The organism is Thermosulfurimonas marina (assembly GCF_012317585.1).
Lineage (GTDB): Bacteria > Desulfobacterota > Thermodesulfobacteria > Thermodesulfobacteriales > Thermodesulfobacteriaceae > Thermosulfurimonas_A > Thermosulfurimonas_A marina.
This window is the reverse complement of sequence record NZ_CP042909.1, coordinates 1,278,128-1,295,255: the sequence shown is the minus strand read 5'-3', so window position 1 is coordinate 1,295,255 and position 17,128 is coordinate 1,278,128. Positions and strand designations below refer to the sequence as shown.

At 58.9% G+C, this 17,128-nt stretch carries 19 protein-coding genes, 1 tRNA gene and 1 pseudogene; 11 read left to right on the top strand and 10 right to left on the bottom strand.

All coding sequences use genetic code 11. The features are described from left to right. Positions 1-27 precede the first annotated feature (27 nt). Positions 28-1,314: a permease gene (locus tag FVE67_RS06820; protein ID WP_168719868.1), complete on the bottom strand. Its 1,287-nt coding sequence runs from the start codon at positions 1,312-1,314 to the stop codon at positions 28-30. After that, positions 1,301-1,684: an ArsR/SmtB family transcription factor gene (locus FVE67_RS06815; protein WP_168719867.1), complete on the bottom strand. Its 384-nt coding sequence runs from the start codon at positions 1,682-1,684 to the stop codon at positions 1,301-1,303. Before FVE67_RS06815 ends, FVE67_RS06820 begins: the two co-directional genes overlap by 14 nt. A gap of 276 nt (positions 1,685-1,960) precedes the next feature. Between FVE67_RS06815 and FVE67_RS06810 the strand changes: the two genes are divergently transcribed. The 4 genes and pseudogenes from FVE67_RS06810 to FVE67_RS09555 all read left to right on the top strand — a co-directional run bounded on the left by FVE67_RS06810 (position 1,961) and on the right by FVE67_RS09555 (position 3,344). After that, positions 1,961-2,746, top strand: a complete 786-nt coding sequence (locus FVE67_RS06810; RefSeq protein ID WP_168719866.1) for an N-acyl homoserine lactonase family protein — start codon at positions 1,961-1,963, stop codon at positions 2,744-2,746. 11 nt (positions 2,747-2,757) lie between these two features. Continuing rightward, a tRNA-Arg gene (locus FVE67_RS06805) sits at positions 2,758-2,834 on the top strand. Positions 2,835-2,884: 50 nt separating this feature from the next. Next, positions 2,885-3,121 carry a type II toxin-antitoxin system HicB family antitoxin gene (locus tag FVE67_RS06800; RefSeq protein WP_246167862.1) on the top strand — a complete coding sequence of 79 codons (237 nt, stop codon included), beginning with the start codon at positions 2,885-2,887 and terminating at the stop codon, positions 3,119-3,121. After that, positions 3,118-3,344, top strand: a pseudogene (locus FVE67_RS09555) (type II toxin-antitoxin system HicA family toxin). The gene FVE67_RS06800 and the pseudogene FVE67_RS09555 overlap by 4 nt, the downstream one beginning before the upstream one ends. 154 nt (positions 3,345-3,498) lie before the next feature. Here FVE67_RS09555 and FVE67_RS06790 read toward each other — a convergent pair. Genes FVE67_RS06790 through FVE67_RS09480 form a run of 3 tightly spaced genes read right to left on the bottom strand, consistent with a single transcriptional unit; the run spans position 3,499 to position 4,807 of the window. Continuing rightward, positions 3,499-3,960, bottom strand: coding sequence for a type IV pilin protein (locus FVE67_RS06790; RefSeq protein WP_168719865.1), 462 nt, complete (start codon positions 3,958-3,960; stop codon positions 3,499-3,501). Further along, positions 3,957-4,370, bottom strand: coding sequence for a type IV pilin protein (locus tag FVE67_RS06785; protein WP_168719864.1), 414 nt, complete (start codon positions 4,368-4,370; stop codon positions 3,957-3,959). The genes FVE67_RS06790 and FVE67_RS06785 overlap by 4 nt, the downstream gene beginning before the upstream one ends. Beyond that, entirely contained in the window at positions 4,370-4,807 is a 438-nt protein-coding gene (locus FVE67_RS09480; RefSeq protein ID WP_281347172.1) for a prepilin-type N-terminal cleavage/methylation domain-containing protein, read from the bottom strand. The genes FVE67_RS06785 and FVE67_RS09480 overlap by 1 nt, the downstream gene beginning before the upstream one ends. Positions 4,808-5,154: 347 nt before the next feature. Between FVE67_RS09480 and FVE67_RS06775 the strand changes: the two genes are divergently transcribed. The 7 genes from FVE67_RS06775 to FVE67_RS06745 are packed head-to-tail and all read left to right on the top strand — an operon-like array spanning position 5,155 to position 10,962. Next, positions 5,155-6,264 carry an inositol-3-phosphate synthase gene (locus tag FVE67_RS06775; RefSeq protein ID WP_168719863.1) on the top strand — a complete coding sequence of 370 codons (1,110 nt, stop codon included), beginning with the start codon at positions 5,155-5,157 and terminating at the stop codon, positions 6,262-6,264. After that, the gene (locus tag FVE67_RS06770; RefSeq protein ID WP_168719862.1) at positions 6,254-6,910 is read left to right on the top strand and encodes a hypothetical protein; all 657 of its coding nucleotides are present in this window, start codon (positions 6,254-6,256) and stop codon (positions 6,908-6,910) included. The genes FVE67_RS06775 and FVE67_RS06770 overlap by 11 nt, the downstream gene beginning before the upstream one ends. 22 nt (positions 6,911-6,932) lie before the next feature. After that, a complete protein-coding gene (locus FVE67_RS06765) occupies positions 6,933-8,096 on the top strand; it encodes an LL-diaminopimelate aminotransferase (RefSeq protein WP_168719861.1) in 1,164 nt (387 codons plus the stop codon). Positions 8,097-8,107: 11 nt separating this feature from the next. Then, complete coding sequence (folK, locus tag FVE67_RS06760; RefSeq protein ID WP_168720355.1) at positions 8,108-8,596, top strand: 2-amino-4-hydroxy-6-hydroxymethyldihydropteridine diphosphokinase; 489 nt, start codon at positions 8,108-8,110, stop codon at positions 8,594-8,596. 36 nt (positions 8,597-8,632) lie between these two features. After that, a complete protein-coding gene (locus FVE67_RS06755; RefSeq protein ID WP_168719860.1) occupies positions 8,633-8,890 on the top strand; it encodes a YHS domain-containing protein in 258 nt (85 codons plus the stop codon). After that, positions 8,857-9,432, top strand: a complete 576-nt coding sequence (locus FVE67_RS06750) for a lytic transglycosylase domain-containing protein (RefSeq protein WP_168719859.1) — start codon at positions 8,857-8,859, stop codon at positions 9,430-9,432. Before FVE67_RS06755 ends, FVE67_RS06750 begins: the two co-directional genes overlap by 34 nt. A 57-nt stretch (positions 9,433-9,489) precedes the next feature. Beyond that, positions 9,490-10,962, top strand: coding sequence for a PAS domain-containing sensor histidine kinase (locus tag FVE67_RS06745; RefSeq protein WP_168719858.1), 1,473 nt, complete (start codon positions 9,490-9,492; stop codon positions 10,960-10,962). On the opposite strand, the gene FVE67_RS06740 is transcribed toward FVE67_RS06745, so the two are convergent. From FVE67_RS06740 to mfd, 5 genes are read right to left on the bottom strand one after another with little or no spacing between them, the layout of a single operon-like run. After that, positions 10,959-11,627 carry an LOG family protein gene (locus FVE67_RS06740; protein ID WP_210534575.1) on the bottom strand — a complete coding sequence of 223 codons (669 nt, stop codon included), beginning with the start codon at positions 11,625-11,627 and terminating at the stop codon, positions 10,959-10,961. The genes FVE67_RS06745 and FVE67_RS06740 overlap by 4 nt on opposite strands. Further along, entirely contained in the window at positions 11,590-12,375 is a 786-nt protein-coding gene (gene recO / locus FVE67_RS06735) for a DNA repair protein RecO (protein WP_168719857.1), read from the bottom strand. The genes FVE67_RS06740 and recO overlap by 38 nt, the downstream gene beginning before the upstream one ends. A gap of 1 nt (position 12,376) precedes the next feature. Next, the gene (locus tag FVE67_RS06730; protein WP_168719856.1) at positions 12,377-12,736 is read right to left on the bottom strand and encodes a helix-turn-helix domain-containing protein; all 360 of its coding nucleotides are present in this window, start codon (positions 12,734-12,736) and stop codon (positions 12,377-12,379) included. Next, positions 12,733-13,656, bottom strand: a complete 924-nt coding sequence (locus tag FVE67_RS06725) for a SurA N-terminal domain-containing protein (protein WP_168719855.1) — start codon at positions 13,654-13,656, stop codon at positions 12,733-12,735. The genes FVE67_RS06730 and FVE67_RS06725 overlap by 4 nt, the downstream gene beginning before the upstream one ends. A 20-nt stretch (positions 13,657-13,676) precedes the next feature. After that, entirely contained in the window at positions 13,677-17,123 is a 3,447-nt protein-coding gene (mfd, locus tag FVE67_RS06720; RefSeq protein WP_168719854.1) for a transcription-repair coupling factor, read from the bottom strand. Positions 17,124-17,128: the final 5 nt, after the last annotated feature.

Below are 17,128 nucleotides of genomic sequence, written 5' to 3'. Positions count from 1 at the left end.
TTTCATCCCTTGATAATCATTTGTCCTCTAGCCCCCGAAAACATGGCCATAGAACCAACCGCAGAGGGTGGAAATCACCACCACCAGGGCCACGTAGGCCGCGGTCTTCTTAGTGCCCAAAACCGAACGAATAACCAGCATGCTGGGAAGAGATACCGCTGGTCCGGCCAGAAGCAGGGCCAGGGCCGGCCCCTTCCCCATCCCGGCCCCGATAAGCCCCTGGAGAATGGGCACCTCGGTGAGGGTGGCGAAGTACATGAAGGCCCCGGAGATGGCGGCGAAGAAATTGGCCGCTAGCCCGTTTCCTCCCACCAGCTCGGCCACCAGGCGCGAGGGGATGAAGGCCTCGTGCCCGGGCCGCCCCAGGAAAAATCCGGCCGCCAGCACCCCGGCAAAAAGGAGGGGCAGGATCTGTCGGCCCAGCCAGTAGGAGGACTCGAACCATTCCCGGGCCTCACCCCCGGTGCGCCACAGGGCCAGGGAAAGTACCGCTACCCCGGAAAGAAAGGAAAAGGCGTGCCCGGGAAAGAGTCCCTCAAAGAAGGCCACCACGGCCACCGTGGCCAGAAGCCAGGCCAGCCCCACCCCGAAAAAGGCGTAAAGTTCCACCAGCAGGGCCGCCGCCGAAAGGGCCACCAGTTTCCACTTGAAGGCGTAGATCTTCGCCCACAGCCCGGTCCCGTGCCCCCAGGTGGCAAAGATCAGGATGGCCACCAGAGTGGCCATAAAAAGCACGCTCTGCCAGAGGGGACGCCCCTCGGGGACCTCCTCCAGGGCGAACTCCGCCAGTCGAGCCCGCTCTTCATGCCGGAAAAGGAGGGCCATGAAAAGCCCGATGAGGATACTCGCTCCGATGGCCCCCACCGCCCGGGCCATCCCCAGGGAGGCCCCCAAGACCCTAGCCGTAAGGACGATGGCCAGCACGTTTATGGCCGGCCCGGAATAGAGAAAGGTGGTGGCCGGACCGAGACCCGCTCCGTTCAGATAGATTCCGGCAAAGAGGGGAAGCACGGTGCAGGAGCAGACCGCCAGGATGGTTCCCGAGACCGAGGCCACCCCGTAGGCCAGGGGTTTCGGGGCCTGGGGACCGAGATAGCGCATGACCGATTCCTTAGAAACGAAGACACTGATGGCCCCGGCGATGAAAAAGGCCGGAATGAGGCAAAAGATCACGTGTTCTCGGGCATACCAGTGCGTAAGAAGGAGAGCCTCCTGGGCTCCGGAAAGGACCCTCTCCCGGGCCGGGAAAAAGTAGAAGAAAAGAAAGACCACCGCCGCAAGTCCCACCTCTAAAGGCCGCTTAAGCCCCTTCATGCTCCACCTCCTCCGGGCATCCACAGCCCGCCTCCCTCAAAAAGGGCGGGCCCACCTCAAGCCGCCGTAGCCTTTCCCGGAGGTCCTCCATCTCCGGAGAAGCCGAAAGCCTCCCGAGAACCAGAGAAAGAAAGGCCGCAGCCTCCTCGTCCTCCGGGTGGAGGCTATAGATCTGGAAAAAACCCCGCCTTTCCGCCCGCACGAAGCCGGCATCCGCCAGTTTTTGAAGGTGTCGGGTCACCGTGGGCTGGGAGACCTCAAGGATGGCCGCCAGCTCACACACACAGCAGGGCCGCACGGAAAGGAGCCCCAGGATCCTCAAGCGGGTCCCGTCGGCGAGGGCCTTCAGGCGTCGGGCAAGCCGCTTCACCACCGCCTCCTTTTCGGGTTTTGGTTTTCTAACTTATATAGCCAAATGGCTAAAAAGTCAAGAAGCTTACCAGAGGCTTCCCTCCTCCCAAAAAGGAGCCCAAAGGGCCACTTTTAGGAACCTCCGCAGGAGATCTATTTTCTTGGTGGGCTTTCGCGCATTACTTCACGATCTTTAATTTTCTTTCAAAATGTTTCTTTTTCGACCTCAAATATCCTTGACGAAGCCCCCCGGAAAACCCATTATTGGAGAAAGAGAAAGCAAGGAGGTGGGGCCATGGCCAGGTATCGGATTCATCCCCTGGTCCTGGGGAGCAAGATCTTTGACAAGGGGACCATGACCTATCAATACGGTTACGGAGAAGAGATCCATGTGCCGGTCTTCGGCTGGCTCATTGAGGGCGGGGAAAAGACCGTCTTAGTGGACACCGGCTACCTGGGGCCGGTGATCACCGAGGCCCGGGAAGAGGCCCTGGGGGCCAAGATTTATCGCTTTGAGGAGGCCCTTTCCCGTTATGGCCTCAGCCCCAAAGATATCGATATTGTTCTCCATACCCATCTCCATAACGACCACTGTGAAAACGATTTCAAATGCGAAAATGCGGTCTTTTACGCCCACGAACTGGAATTCGAAGCCCTCTATGGGGGTCACCCCCTTGATTTCCGCTACGCCCCGGACTTCGTGGAGGAGTTGGACCAGGCAGGCCAGTTCGTGAAACTCACCGAGGACCGGGAGATCCTTCCCGGAATCTGGATGATCCACACCCCGGGGCACACCAAGGGGGGCATGACGGTTCTGGTAGAGACCGAACGGGGCCGGGCGGCCATTGCCGGAGTCTGCACCCTGTTTGAGAATTACTGGCCCCCACGGCGGGTGCGCGCCCTGGGCTGGGAGGTCATCCCTCCCGGGGTGCACACCGACGCCTATCTGGCCTACGAACAGACCCTGCGGATAAAGAAGATGGCCGACCTTATTCTTCCCCTCCACGAACCGCAGCTGGCCCGCATCGAGACCATTCCCGATGACTGGGACCGCCTTTCCCTTCCCCGGGAAGAAGATTAAACTTTAAAAGCGCGCCCGTAGCTCAACTGGATAGAGCGTGGGACTTCGGATCCCAGGGTTGGGGGTTCGACTCCTCCCGGGCGCGCCAGGGTTGAGGAAATTCCCGGGGAATTCGGGACGGGTGAGGGAGGGTAAGGTATGAAAGATAAGGTCTTGAACTTTACGGTGATCCTGGAGCCCGATCCCTCGGGCGGTTATGTGGTCTCCTGTCCCGAACTGCCTGGATGTTACAGCCAGGGGGAAACCGTAGGGGAGGCCCTGGAGAACATAAAAGAAGCCATCCTTCTGACCCTTGAAGATCTTGCGGACTCCCGAGAGCCCCTTCCTGAACCACGGCAAGTGCTGGTTTCCACGGTGTCCGTTTCTCTTCGATGAGCAAACTTCCCGTAATATCCGGAGACGATCTCATCAAGATATTGGAAAAGATCGGCTACTATGTAGCAAGACAAAAGGAAGCCATGTCCGTCTTAAAGCACCGGGCAAACCACCACTTACGATTCCCCGACACAAAACCATCAAAAGAGGACTCTTACTCAGAATCCTTAAAGACGCAGGACTATCCAGAGAAGAGTTCACCACTCTTTTGGAGGAAGGTTAGTTATTTCATGATGTTGTGACCTTTTGGACCATTTCAATGTTTTAGGCTTTAAAAAGATCGCTCCCTCTTGCGGAAAATGGTTCGAAGGCGGTGAGGGAGGGAGCCTTGCGGAAAGAGGTCAGGGAAGAGTGCGCCAGGGTTTTAGGCCGGGAGTTTAAAAGAGGCTGCGGAAAATGCTGGTCCCTTTGGTCTGGACGGGCTTGCAGGCCCCGAGGCTGGCCGTAGCGTTGCAGGAAAGCTCCCACTCGATCTGCCACTGGGGATCGGTGGTTTCGTTTTTCACATGCAGGGTGTAGCCGGTGGTCCCGTTATCCGGACAGTCGCTCACTTCAACATAGAACCTTCGGCGGGGATCTTTGTCCTGGTTCAGGTAGTATTTGTTATCTGCACTGCCGTCGTTAAAGCCCGAGAGGTCCTCGATCTGGCAGGCATAGCGGCCGTTGTCGGCATAATATTCTTCTTCGGCCAGCTTGGCCGAAAGGAGGACCTGGACCGGGTCCACCTCGAAGGCCGCCCGGAAGTAGTGACGATAGACGACAAAAGAGACGGCCCCTAAGATGGCCAAAATGGCCACCACCATCATGAGTTCCACCAGGGTAAAGGCCTCCCGTCTCATGGAACCTTCTGTGCTCCGGTACAGGAAATGGCCTTCTCCTGAACATCATAGGTGCAGGAGACCGCGTAAGTCAAGCCGGTCCCCTTGAGGCGGGCACTGGCGGTAACCGTAAAGGTCTGGTTACAGGAGAAACTGGAAAAGGGCGGAGTGGCGTTGAAACTTACAGTTTCAAGCCAACGGGTGGCGTTGCGCGAGCGGCAGTTTTCCAGATCCTGCGGAGAGGAAAAATCCGCATCCGTAGTACAATAGGCCAGAATCTCGTGGATACAGGCCCCGGCCAAGGAAATAAGATCCTTGGCCCGGGCCCGATTTTTGTAGGCGGAATACTGAGAAAGGGCCACCCCGGCCAGGATAGCCAGGATGGCCACTACTACCAAAAGTTCTACCAGAGTAAAGGCCCGGTTAGACATTATTGTTTACGCGGTGCCCCGCAAGAAACATCATTTGTATTTACATCGTAAGTACAAGTAACTTCATAAGTAGGTCCACCTACGATCTGACCTTCCACCGTCACGTCAAAATTAGAACTACAACTGGAAAAACTATTAGTAAACTTTATAGTGCCCGATTGTAGATACTTGGTTCCGTTAGCATAAGTGGCGTCCTGGCAGCTTTCCAAACTGGTCGCATTATTAAAAGAAGGATCAGCTTGACACTCAGTTACGATCTCCATGACACATGAACGGGCTATCCCTACCAGATCTTTGGCCTTGGCCTTGTTCTTGTAGGAGCTGTACTGGCTGAGGGCCACCGCCGCCAGGATGGCGATGATGGCGATGACGATCATCAGCTCCACCAGGGTAAAACCCTTCTCCCTTTCCTGCCTTTCCCTAACCTTCCTAACCATGGCTTACACCTCCTAACAGAATTTTTGGCCACCTTATTTTAAGCAAAGGCCGTGCCACAAAGGGGATAGTCTCTCTCCAAAGAAAGACGTAAATATAGAGAACACCTCCGCCCAAGGCCCTTCCCTTTGTGGCAAAAATTGTCTTTCTTCGACAAAAATTGTCAACACTCTGCCAAAAAGAATCCTTTAGGGAAACCCTGTATATAGACCACTGGAGAAGCCCGAGTTCTTGCCTTTTTGCCGGAGGAAATTTATAGTCTAAGTAGCCCGCGTCCGTGGGAAGGGCGTTCTATTGAGCGTTTTTTCCCCGCGGCTTTTGGAAAAAATCTGGGAAAGGAGGGGAGGAAATGGCGGAAAAGAAGGTCAGGCTTGCCGTAGTGGGCGTCGGAAACTGTGCCAGCTCCCTCATTCAGGGAATCTACTATTACAAAGAAAAGGGGCTTGAGGCGGTCAAGGGCGTGATGTTCCCGGACATCGGCGGTTATCACCCCTGGGATGTAGAGGTGGTGGCCGCCTGGGACGTGGACGCCCGCAAGGTCGGCAAGGACGTGGCCGAAGCCATCTTCGCCCCTCCCAACTGCACCACCGTTTTTTACCCGAATGTCCCGAAGACCGGGGTCACGGTACGCCGGGGAAAGACCCTGGACGGCTGCGCCTCCCACATGAGGGAATATCCCGAGGGACGCACCTTCGTGCTCTCCGACCAGAAGGAGGACGAACTGGAGGACGTGGTGGCCGTGCTCAAAGACACCGGGGCTGATGTGCTCATTAATTATGTGCCCGTAGGCTCGGAGGAGGCCGCCCGCTTTTACGCCGAGGCCTGTCTTAAGGCCGGGGTGGCCTTCGTGAACGCTATGCCCACCTTTATCGTCTCGGACCGCCAGTGGGGGGAACGCTTCGCCAAGGAGGGCATCCCCGCCGTGGGCGACGACATCAAAAGCCAGGTGGGGGCCACCATTGTCCACCGCACGCTGGCCCAGCTCATGATCGACCGCGGGGTGCCCATCAAGCGCACCTATCAGCTCAACTTCGGGGGGAACACGGACTTTCTCAACATGCTGGCCCGGGAGCGCCTTAAGACCAAGAAGGTCTCCAAGACCGAGGCCGTCTCAAGCCTCATCCCCTATGACCTCGGGGAGGAGAACATCCATATCGGTCCCTCGGACTATGTGCCCTGGCTCAAGGACAACAAGATCGCCTACATTCGCCTGGAGGGGGAACTCTTCGGCGGGGTGCCCATGTATATCGAACTCAAGCTCAGCGTGGAGGACTCTCCCAATTCCGCGGGCTCGGCCATGGACGCCATCCGCTGTGCCAAACTGGCCAAGGATCGGGGAATCGGCGGGCCCCTTCTTTCCATCTCCGCCTACACCATGAAGCACCCGCCGGAGCAGTATCCGGACTGGAAGGCCCGCCAAATGGTCCTGGAGTTCATCGAGGGCAAGCGTGAGCGGTAGCCCGGAGATCCGTACTTTCAGTGATCTTTTGCGGGTCCTCCGGACCCATCCGGAGTGGCTGGAGGAGCTGCGTTCCGTGCTCCTTACGGCGGATCTTCTGGAGCTTCCCCGCAAATTTGAGGAATTCCTAAGACATCGGTATCCTGAACTGGAAAGACGCATGGGGGCCCAAGAGTTCCGCCTGTCCCGCCTGGAAAGGGATATGGAGGAATTAAAGAGGGACGTGAAACAGTTAAAGAAGGACGTGGCGAGGCTTAAGGGAGATAATTTTGAACGCAAAGTGAGGGAGAAGGTGCCCTCCTATTTCGGGAGGATCCTTCTTCGCTGTCGGGTGATTGCGGCTGAAGAGGTGGCGGAACTGGTGGATGAGGCCTTTGAGGAGGGACGGATCACCGAAGAGGAGCGCCTGGAGGTTCTGCGGCTGGATGTTCTGGTGAAGGGAAAACTCAAGGAATCCCGGGTGGAGGCCTGTCTGGCGGCGGAGGTTTCCCTTACGGTGGATGTGGAGGATGTGGAGCGTGCGGCGCGACGGGACGAGGTTTTGAACCGCCTCCTGGATTGTCCGGTACTGCCGGTGGTCATCGGCGAGAGGATCACCGAAGGGGCCCGCCGGAAGGCCGAAGACCTGCAGGTTATCGTGGCCTGACCGTGGGATAAGGAGGTCCGGAATGTTTGAGTTCTCCGAGCGGCTCAAGGCCCTTCCCCCTTATCTTTTCGTGGAGCTGGACCGCAAGAAGGCCGAGGCCCGCGCCCGAGGGGTGGACGTGATCGACCTCGGGGTGGGGGACCCGGATCTCCCCACCCCTTCCCATATCGTGGAGGCCGGAAAGCGGGCCCTGGAAAAGCCCGAAAATCACCGTTACCCCTCCAGTGCGGGGCTTCCAGCCTTCCGGGAGGCCGCGGCGGAGTGGTTCGCACGCCGTTTCGGGGTGAAACTGAACCCGGCCACCGAGGTGGTGACCCTCATCGGCTCCAAGGAGGCCATCGCCCATTTCCCGCTGGCCTTCGTGAATCCCGGAGAGGTGGTCCTGGTCCCTACTCCGGCCTATCCGGTCTACCACATCGGGACCCTCTTTGCCGGAGGGGAGACCTACTATCTTCCCCTTCTGGCCGAAAACGACTTTCGGCCGGAGCTCGCCCGCATTCCCGAAGAAGTACTTTCCCGGGCCAAGATCCTCTGGCTCAACTACCCCAACAACCCCACCACCGCGGTGGTCACCCGCGAGTGGCTGGCCGAGGTGGTGTCCTTTGCCCGGGAGCACGGCCTCATCGTGGCCCATGATGCGGCCTATAGCGAGCTCTACTACGAGGACTACCTTCCCCCGAGCATCCTCGAGGTCCCCGGGGCCAAAGAGGTGGCCATCGAGTTTCACAGCCTTTCCAAGACCTACTGCATGACCGGCTGGCGGATCGGCTTTGCCGTGGGGAATCCCGAACTGGTAAAGGGCCTCCTTACGGTAAAGAATAACGTGGACTCCGGCTGCTTTCAGGCGGTGCAGGAGGCGGGAATTGCCGCCTTGAGCGGCCCCCAGGACTGTGTAGCCGAGCACCGGCGCATCTTTGACGAGCGCCGACGGGTAATGCTCGAAGGGCTGCGCAGGCTCGGCTTTGAGGTCTATCCCCCCAAGGCCACCTTCTACCTCTGGGTGCGGGTCCCCGAAGGATATACCTCCGCGGAGTTCTGTGCCCGGCTCATCGAAGAGGCCGGGATCGTGGTCACCCCGGGAAACGGCTTCGGGTCCCCGGGGGAGGGCTATTTCCGCATCGCCCTTACCGTAGGAAAAGAACGCCTGGAGGAGGCCCTCACACGGCTGGCCTCCCTAAACCTTTAGTCACGGCCTATCTGGGGCTGGGCTCCAATCTGGGAGACCGGAAGGAAAATCTCCGGCAGGCCTTAGAGCATCTCCGGGCCCTGGCTGGGGTTTCTATCCTCGCGGTCTCCTCCGTTTACCTCACCGAGCCCGTGGGTTTTTCTTCGGAAAACTGGTTTTACAACCTGGTGGTGGCCGTGCGCACGAGCCTTTCTGCCTGGGAGCTGGCCCTTGCGGGCTGGACCATCGAGGCCCGCCTGGGACGGGTGCGCACGGGCCAGATGTCCGACCGCAGGCTGGACATTGACCTTCTCCTCTACGGAGAGGAGGTGATCAGGGCGCGCGTCTTAGAGGTCCCCCATCCACGGCTTCACCAGCGGGCCTTTGTGCTGGCCCCCCTGGCGGAAATCGCCCCGGACCTGCGGCACCCCCTCCTCGACCGCACCCCAGGCGAACTCCTCAAGGCCCTGCCCCCCGGCCCCCGCATCCTGCGCCTGGGCCCCTTTCCGCTTGACCTTTAAAGGGCGGAGGATTACCCTCCCTAAGAGGGGAAAGCCATGCTGAGACTGGGATTACTTCTTCTACTTATCTTTCTGGTCTTCTGGGCAGCTCGGGGGCTGGTTCAGGACCTCAAGGGGCTTTTCGGCCGCCGGGAGCCCTCCGGGCCGGCGCCCCTTTCCGATGAGTTGGTCCAAGACCCGGTCTGCGGGGTTTACTGTCCCAAAAGCTCGGCCCTTTCCCTTACCCGAGAGGGAAAAACCCATTATTTTTGCAGTGAGAAATGCCGCAAGGCCTTTCTCGAAGCCTCGGCCTGATCCTGATCCTGGGAGGTCTGGGCCTCTGGGCCGCCCCGGCCCGGGCCGACATTTATCGCTACGTGGATCCTCAGGGAAGGGTTTACTTTACCAATGTTCCTCTGGGGCCCGGCTGGAAACTTTACCTGCGTACCCCTCGCCCCAGGCCCCGAAGGGCCACCCCCTGGGAAGCTCTCTTTGAGGAGGTGGCCCGGGCCGAGGGCCTGGATGCGGCGCTCCTTAAGGCGGTGGCCCGGGTGGAGTCCGGCTTCAATCCCCGGGCGGTCTCCCCCAAGGGGGCCCTGGGGCTCATGCAACTCATGCCTGAGACCGCAAAAACCCTCGGGGTAAGCCAACCCTTTAACCCCCGGGAAAATCTCCGGGCCGCGGCCCGCTTTCTCAAGAGGCTTCTTCTGGAGTTCGGAGACCTGCGTCTGGCCCTGGCGGCCTACCACGCCGGCCCCGAGGCCGTGCGCCGCTACCAAGGCCTTCCTCCCTTCCCCGAGACCCGCCGCTACGTAACCCGTGTCCTGCAATATTACCGGCTTTATCGTTCCCGTTAAGAATTTCTTCGGAAAAAAGTTCCGATTTTTTTAATTTTTGTTAAAATAGTAAAAAGCTTGCGGAGAGGTCTAGATCTCATGGGCCTTAAAATCGAGATTCCAGAAGGGGCCTTATACGTGGAATGCGAGGCCGAACCCCTCCTGGTGATTGATCGAAATTTTCAAGTTATTTATCTCAATGAAAAAGCCCGAGAAAAATACGCCTACCACGGCCCCCTCCCTGTCCCCTGCTACCGGCTAACCCATGAGCTAAATCACCCCTGTTCCCAGGAGGGGGAAGAATGTCCCCTGAGGAAGGTCCTTGAACAAGGGAAAGCCACGGTCTGTATTCACCGTCACAAGGGAGAGGAGCTCCTCTACGAAAAGATTTTGGCTCTTCCTGTTCGGGACAGCCGAGGAGAGGTGGCCGGAATAGTGGAAATCCTGGTGGACATCTCCTCTGAAGTAAAAGCCGAAGTTGAGGCCCGGGCCCGGGCCGAATCCCTCCTTGAGGCCTTAGAAGTCCCGCGGGTGGGAGCCTTTATCCTGGATTCCAGGTTTCGAGTAGTCTGGGCCAGCCGGGCTATAGAAGAATTTTTCGGTCTTACGCGAGCGGAGGTCCTGGGAGAAGATATGAGAGGCCTTATTCAAGAAAAAATAGCTCCTCTTATGGAAAAATCTGAAGAATTCTCCCAAAAAATTCTTCAAGCATACCAAAAACATGCTTACGTGGAAAATCTCGTCTGTCATATCCTCCCCAAGGAAAGGCCGGAGCGCTGGGTGGAACACTTCAGCACCCCTCTGAGGCATGGCCTTTATCAAGGCGGGCGAGTAGAGTATTACTTCGACATCACCCCCCTCAAAAATCTGGAACGTAAACTTCTTCAAGCTCAGAAGATGGAAACCTTGGGACGGCTCACGGCCGGTCTGGCCCATGATTTCAATAATATCCTGATGGGGATCCAGGGCTTTATTACCCTGGCCCAGATGAAACTGGGAGAGAGACATCCGGTAAACTCCTACCTCCGCAAGGCCTACAAGTCTTCGGAGCGTGCGGCTGAAATCGTGCGCAAGCTCTTAACCTTCGTCAAAAAATACCCCCAAGAAAGCTATCCCATAGACTTAGTCCGTTTTTTCCGGGAATCCGAAGAGCTCTTGCGCCTCACCGCGGGAGAAGGGGTGCGCCTGAAACTTGAGGCCCCGGAGGAACCTCTCCATGTTCTGGCAAGTGAAGATGACCTTACCCAGATCCTTCTCAATCTGGTCACTAACGCCCGGGAAGCCATGCCTCAAGGAGGGGAACTGTGGATAGGCTTACGAAAAGATGGGCAGAGAGCCCTTCTCGAGATAGAAGATACCGGAGTGGGGATCCCTTCTGAAAACCTTCCGCATATCTTTGACCCCTTCTTCACTACCAAAGAACTGGGCTCCGGGCTGGGACTCTCCGTGGTTTACGGACTGGTAAAGGCCCTGGGGGGAGAAATCGAAGTCCAGAGCACCCCGGGGAAAGGGACCCTCTTTCGGATCGCCTTTCCCCTCTTTCAAAGCTAGCGTAAAAGGGCCTTTTCCCGGATGTAGGCCACCACTTCCCGGGGATCGTCAAGCACTTTAAAAAGCTCTAAATCTTGCGGGGAGATCTTTCCTCCGGCGAGTACGGTCTCCCGAAGCCACTTCACCAGAGGATCCCAGTAATGGCCGCCCACCAGGACTACCGGTACCGGCCGGATCTTGCGGGTCTGGACCAGGGTGAGGATCTCAAAAAGTTCGTCCAAAGTCCCGTAACCTCCAGGCAGAAAGACAAAACCCACGGCGTACTTGGCCATCATGACCTTGCGCACGAAGAAATACCGCACCTCAAGGCGCACATTGGCGTAGGGGTTGGGCTCCTGCTCCAGGGGAAGACGGATATTGATCCCCACCGACCAGCCCCCTTCCTCCGCGGCCCCCTTGTTGGCGGCCTCCATCACCCCCGGGCCTCCTCCGGTAATCACCGAAAAGCCCGCCCGCACCAGCTCCCGGGCGATCTCCTCGGCCTGCGCGTAACAGGGATCCCCGGGGCGGACCCGGGTGGAACCAAAGATGGTCACCGCGGGATAGACCTTGGGGAGTTCCTCAAAGCCCTCCACGAATTCGGCCATGATCTTGAAAAGGCGCCAGGACTCCCGAGCGGCAAGCCCGTTAAGGACATACTGCTTTTCCTCCATCTCTCGCTTCATGGACCCCTCCCGAAGATTCCAAGGCCTCAAGCACTTTAAGGGCCTTTATATCCTGGTCGAGAACCCCCTGCAAGAAGGTCCGCAGGGCTTGAGAAACCGCAAAAAGGTCTTCGGGGCGGGCCTTCACCCGAGAAAGGCCGGCCAGAGTAAGACGCCTCAAACCCTGAAGAAGGGCCAAAGAACGGGCCGAAAGGGGTCTTCCCCCTTCCGGAGCACATTTTCTGCAGAGGACCCCGCCCTTTTCCGGAAAAAAGGCCCCTCCCTCAAGGAGCGGGGCCCCGCAGCCCAGACACCGGGAAAGCTCCGGGGCCCAGCCCAGAAGCCCCAGGAGGCGCAACTCGAAAAAGGCCGCAAGAAGGCCCGAAGGGCCGTGGTCCTCCAGAAAACGCAGACTCTCCAGGAGAAGGGGGAAGACCTCCCGGCCTTCGGCCGGAGGCGAAGAACGTTCCGCAAGCTCTAGAAAATACCCGGCCAGGGCAAAGGCCCGGGGATCCGCACGCACTCTTTCCGGAGCCCAGAGGAGATCGGCGGCCTCCAGGATGGGAGCCAAACCGGCCCGGCCCCGGCGAAGATAAACCCTCAGGAGATGGCCGGCTTCGAGCTTATTCACAAACCGCCGGAGGCTGCGGCGTCCCCCTTTGGCCACCGCCAAAAAACGCCCCGCCCGAGGAGAAAGAAAACTCAAAAGGAGATCACTTTCGGCCACCTCCCTCACCGAAAGGAGAAGGACCTCGCGGGGTTTTAACATCTCAACGAAGGAGCCAAAGAAGCACTAGGGAAACCAACACCAGAAGGAGGAGCACCCAGGGCCAGAGGCCCCGGGACTTTTTCCCCCCGGATAAGGATTCCCCGGGATCCTCCCCTCCTTGCGGTCGAGACTCGCGATAACGGCGCAAAACGTCTTCGGGATCGAGACCCAGGGCCAGGGCATAGGCCCGAAGATAACCCCGGACAAAGACCTCCGCCGGAAGTTCCTCCCAGGCCTCCTTTTCCAGGGCTTCCAGATAGCGGCAATTGATCTTGGTCTCCTCGGCGATCTCCGCCAGGGTCTTCCCCTGCGCCTCGCGCATCTTCCGGAGATATTCTCCCAGCCCGATTTCGGCTTTCATTTCAAAAAAACCTGGATAAAAGCCCTCTCTTTCAATCCTTTTAGCCACTTCTGGAAATATTCGTCAAGGGCTTTTTGATAAAGGTTTTGTCTAATTTCTTCTTTCACGGCCTCAAAGGGTTTGGTGGCGTTTTCTATAGAGAGGACCTTGAAGATGAACCAGCGTCCCCCGGAGGCCACGGGAGGGGTCACCTCCCCGGGACGTCTTTTTGCCAGGACCCTGCGCAACTCCGGGGCCAGCTCCGAGAGCTTGAAGGTCCCGAAGCTCTCTCCGCTTCCCGGAATCTCGGAATACTTGCGGGCCACCTCGGAAAAGTCCTTCCCTTGGGCCAGGGCCTTTTCCGCCTCCCGGATGCGGGCCTCCTCGGAGGTCACGATGGCCGCAAGCCGCAGGGTCTTTTCCGTCCCTTTCAGGTAGTGTTCTTCATAGTAACGGCGCACCTCTTCATCGGTAATCACGATCCGGGCCTGCACGCTCCCCCGAATGAGCTTCAGGCGCTGGAGTTGCTGGCGCACCTGCTCCCGATATTCCTCCTCCGTGAGCCCCTGAGCGTTTAAGAAATCCCGAAAGGCCTCTTCTCCTCCGAGACGCGTCTTTATCTCCTGAATAAAGCCCTCCACCTCCTCGTCGCTCACCTTGATCTTGTACTTTCGGATCTCCTGGGCGATGAGCTTTTCCTCAATGAGGCGTTCCAGGACCTCTTTGCGGATCTTTTGCATGCGCCGAGACTCTTCCTCCGGATCGGTCACCCCGGCCAGATACTTTTGATAAAGGGGAAGGGCCGCCTCATCCACCTCCGAAAGGGTGATGACCTCGTCGTTGACTACCGCGGCAATACGATCCACGAGCTGAACCTCCCGGGCGCCAAGGGCAGTCGAAAAAGAAAAAAGGAAAAGCAAGAGCAAAAAACGAATTTTCATGGCCACCTCCTCCCAAAATTTTATTCTTTTTTTTGGTCTTGTAAAATCTTTTCTCTGAGGATTTGGGAAATTTTAAGGGCCTGGAAAAGAAGCGGGCCCTCCACCTTTACCCGGAGGCGCCCTTCCCGGGTAAGGCGCAGGTGACGAAATTCTCGGGAAAGGGCCCTGATCCCCGGCTCATAATAAGCGGGATCGTGGCCCAGATGGAAGATCAGTTCCGCCCCCCGGGCCTCCAGCTTGAGGATCCTCAGGGCCCGCAAAAAGATCTTCAGCCGGGTGAGGGCCAGGAGATGGCCTCCCTCGGCCGGAGGCTCCCCAAAACGGTCCTTAAGGGCCTCTTCAAAACGGGCCAGATCTTCCTCATCTTTCACCAGGGAAAGCTCCCGGTAAAGGTGCAACCGCTCCTCCACGTCCGGAACATAACTTTCGGGGAAGTAGGCCGGGAGATTGAGGCGCACCTCCGGCTCCGGGACCTCCTCCACCTTTTCTCCCTTGAGTTCCCGGATGGCACTCTCCAGGATTTCCAGGTAGAGATCATAGCCCACGGCGGCGATATGGCCGGACTGGGAGGTCCCCAGAAGATTGCCTGCCCCGCGGATCTTGAGATCGCTTAAGGCCAGCCGGAAACCCGAGCCCAGTTCCGTAAACTGCATGAGGGCCCGCAGGCGTTTGCGGGCCTCCTCCGTAAGCCCTGAAAGCGAAGGGACCAGAAGGTAAGCGTAGGCCTGGACAGGACCCCGGCCCACCCGACCCCGGAGTTGATAGATCTCGGCCAGTCCCAGACGATCGGCCCGGCAGATGATAATGGTGTTGGCTGAAGGGATATCCAGACCGCTTTCGATGATGGTGGTGCAGACCAGGACATCGATCTCCCCCCGCACAAAGCGGCCCATGACCTCTTCCAGCTGGCGGGGGGGCATCTGTCCGTGGGCCAGGGCCACTCGGGCCTCCGGAACCAGCCGACGCACCCATCCGGCCAGGGCCGCAAGGCCCTTTACCCGAGGATAGACAAAAAAGACCTGCCCGCCTCGGGCCAACTCCCGTCTTATGGCCTCCTCCACGATCTCCGGTTCCATCTTGGCCAGGATGGTCTTTACCGGAAGTCGCCCGGGAGGGGGGGTCTCGATCACCGAAAGATCCCGGATCCCCAGAAGGGACATCTGCAGAGTGCGGGGGATGGGGGTAGCCGAAAGGGAAAGTACGTCCACGGTCTTCTTGAGTTCCTTCAGGCGTTCCTTGTGGCGCACCCCGAAGCGGTGTTCTTCGTCCACGATAAGCAGTCCTAGATCCCGAAAACGCACATCGGTGGAAAGCAGGCGATGGGTGCCGATGACCACCTGGATCTCCCCCGCAGCCAGGGCCTTAAGGGTTTGCCTTTGCTCGGCCGGAGGCCTCAGCCGGGAAAGCACCCCTACCCGTACTCCAAAAGGGGAGAGCCTTTCGCGGAAGGTGCGATAATGCTGTTCGGCCAGCACGGTGGTGGGGACCAGGACCGCTACCTGTTTGCCGTCTCGTACGGCAAGCATGGCCGCCCGCAGGGCTACCTCGGTCTTCCCGTAGCCCACATCCCCGGCCAGCAGGCGATCCATAGGCCGAGGGCTCTGCATGTCTGCCAGGACCTCCTCGATAGCCGCTTCCTGGTCCGGAGTTTCCTGGTAGGGGAAGGCGGCCTCAAACTCTCGGAAGACCAGATCCGGGGGAGAGAAGGCGTGCCCTCGGGCCACCCGTCGGGCCGCATAGAGGGCCACCAGTTCCTGGGCAATCTCCTGGATGGCCCGCCGGACCTTCTCCTTCCGGCGGGCAAATCCCTTGCCTCCCAGGCGATCGAGCGCCGGAGGTCTTTCATCCACCCCCACATAGCGATGGATCTCCCCCAGGCGATCCACGGGAAGATAGAGCCGATCCCCTCCGGCATACTCCACCAACAAAAACTCTCCCGGGACTCCGCCCACTTCCAGACGCACCAGTCCCCGATAGATCCCGATCCCGTGCTCCCGATGAACCACATAGTCTCCGGGTTTGAGATCTTCCAGGCGGATTCCGGGAAGCCGTGGCCGGCGGGCCACCTCCGGACGGCGCTTTCCAAAAAGTTCGGCCTCCGAAAGAAGGATCAGGGCCAACTCCGGCCACCAAAGGCCCTCCGGGAGATCCCCCACATAGAGTTCCAGGGGAAGGGAGCGCTCCGGTTCTCGGAAAGGGGCCTCCCGCACCGGAGGTTTTTCTTTCACCAGTCCCTCCTCAAAGAGGAGCTCCCGCACACGCTCGGCCGAGGTCGGTGCAGAAAGGGCGAGCACCACGTGGTCTCCGCTCTTTAAGGCCTCCCGGACCAGAAGCAGACCCCGAGAAAGTCCCCGAGATTGGTCTCCAGGAGGAAGAAGGGTCTCCGGGGGGCGAAGGGAAAGGGTGATTCCCTTTTCGGCCACCGGAAGCTCCCGAGCCAGTAATCGTCCTTCAAAGGTCTTCTCGAGGAGGTCCTTCCATTCCTCCGGAGGCAAAAAGACCTCTTCGGGCTCAAAAAGGAGCCGGCGCTTGGCCCTCCGGGCCCCGGAGAGCACTCGGCCCCAGAAGCTTTCGGCCTGGGCCTGGACTTGCTCGGGCTCCCAGATTACCAACACCGTTTCCGGGGGAAGATAGGCCCGAAAATCCACTAGCCTTTCAAAGAGCACCGGGAGCCAGAACTCTTCCGGCTCGAGGAAACGCTTGAGAGAAAGGGCCTCGCGCAAGGCCTCCACCTCCCGGGAGGGCACCCGATGGCGCTCGGCCCGCAAAAGAAGCCTTTCATAAAGGGCCTCCGGATCTCCGGTCACAAAGGTTTCTCTGGCCGGAAAGATATAGGCCTCTTCCAAGGGCTTGAGCCCCCTCTGCGTTCGGGGGTCAAAGGTGCGGAGGGTCTCCAGTTGGTCTCCGAAAAAATCCAGCCTTAGGGGATTTTCATAGCCCGGAGGCCAGAGATCGATTACTCCTCCGCGCACGGCAAACTCTCCCACCCCCTCCACCCGGCCCACCCTTTCATAACCCAAGGACACCAATCTCTCCCGCAAGCGCTCCCGCGGGATTTCCTCCCCACAAAGAAGATACTCGTAGGCCTCCCGCAGGGTCTCCGGAGGGGGGAGTCGCCGCAGGAGGGCGGCCACAGAGGTCACCACCATCCGGGTTCGGCCCAGAAGGAGCCCGGCCAGGACCGCCATACGCTGGGAGGCCGTCTCCGGAGAAGGCAGGACCTCGGAAAGGGGTGGAGTCTCCGGGGCGGGAAAGATCTCCGGAAGGCTTCCAGAGAAAAAGTTAAAGGCCCGCACGAAACGGCGAGCCGGGTCTTCCTCCGGAAAAAGGAGAAGAAGGGGTTTTTCTAGAGAAAAAGAGGCCAGGACCAGGGCCAGGGCCGCAGGATGCACCCCACCCACTTCGAGGACACCCCGGCCCTCGGCCAGGAGTTTGCGCAGGGCCTCAAGCCTTTTCGGAAGCTCCACTCAGG

Excerpts from the sequence above, each read along its gene's own strand:
- FVE67_RS06740 (WP_210534575.1), bottom strand. The coding sequence starts at position 11,627 with ATGAAGCGAGAGATGGAGGAAAAGCAGTATGTCCTTAACGGGCTTGCC.
- FVE67_RS06790 (WP_168719865.1), bottom strand. The coding sequence starts at position 3,960 with ATGAGACGGGAGGCCTTTACCCTGGTGGAACTCATGATGGTGGTGGCC.
- FVE67_RS06765 (WP_168719861.1), top strand. The coding sequence starts at position 6,933 with ATGTTTGAGTTCTCCGAGCGGCTCAAGGCCCTTCCCCCTTATCTTTTC.
- FVE67_RS06810 (WP_168719866.1), top strand. The coding sequence starts at position 1,961 with ATGGCCAGGTATCGGATTCATCCCCTGGTCCTGGGGAGCAAGATCTTT.
- FVE67_RS06755 (WP_168719860.1), top strand. The coding sequence starts at position 8,633 with ATGCTGAGACTGGGATTACTTCTTCTACTTATCTTTCTGGTCTTCTGG.
- FVE67_RS06725 (WP_168719855.1), bottom strand. The coding sequence starts at position 13,656 with ATGAAAATTCGTTTTTTGCTCTTGCTTTTCCTTTTTTCTTTTTCGACT.
- FVE67_RS06750 (WP_168719859.1), top strand. The coding sequence starts at position 8,857 with ATGCCGCAAGGCCTTTCTCGAAGCCTCGGCCTGATCCTGATCCTGGGA.
- FVE67_RS06820 (WP_168719868.1), bottom strand. The coding sequence starts at position 1,314 with ATGAAGGGGCTTAAGCGGCCTTTAGAGGTGGGACTTGCGGCGGTGGTC.
- FVE67_RS06800 (WP_246167862.1), top strand. The coding sequence starts at position 2,885 with ATGAAAGATAAGGTCTTGAACTTTACGGTGATCCTGGAGCCCGATCCC.
- recO (WP_168719857.1), bottom strand. The coding sequence starts at position 12,375 with ATGTTAAAACCCCGCGAGGTCCTTCTCCTTTCGGTGAGGGAGGTGGCC.
- FVE67_RS06785 (WP_168719864.1), bottom strand. The coding sequence starts at position 4,370 with ATGTCTAACCGGGCCTTTACTCTGGTAGAACTTTTGGTAGTAGTGGCC.
- FVE67_RS09480 (WP_281347172.1), bottom strand. The coding sequence starts at position 4,807 with ATGGTTAGGAAGGTTAGGGAAAGGCAGGAAAGGGAGAAGGGTTTTACC.
- FVE67_RS06730 (WP_168719856.1), bottom strand. The coding sequence starts at position 12,736 with ATGAAAGCCGAAATCGGGCTGGGAGAATATCTCCGGAAGATGCGCGAG.
- FVE67_RS06775 (WP_168719863.1), top strand. The coding sequence starts at position 5,155 with ATGGCGGAAAAGAAGGTCAGGCTTGCCGTAGTGGGCGTCGGAAACTGT.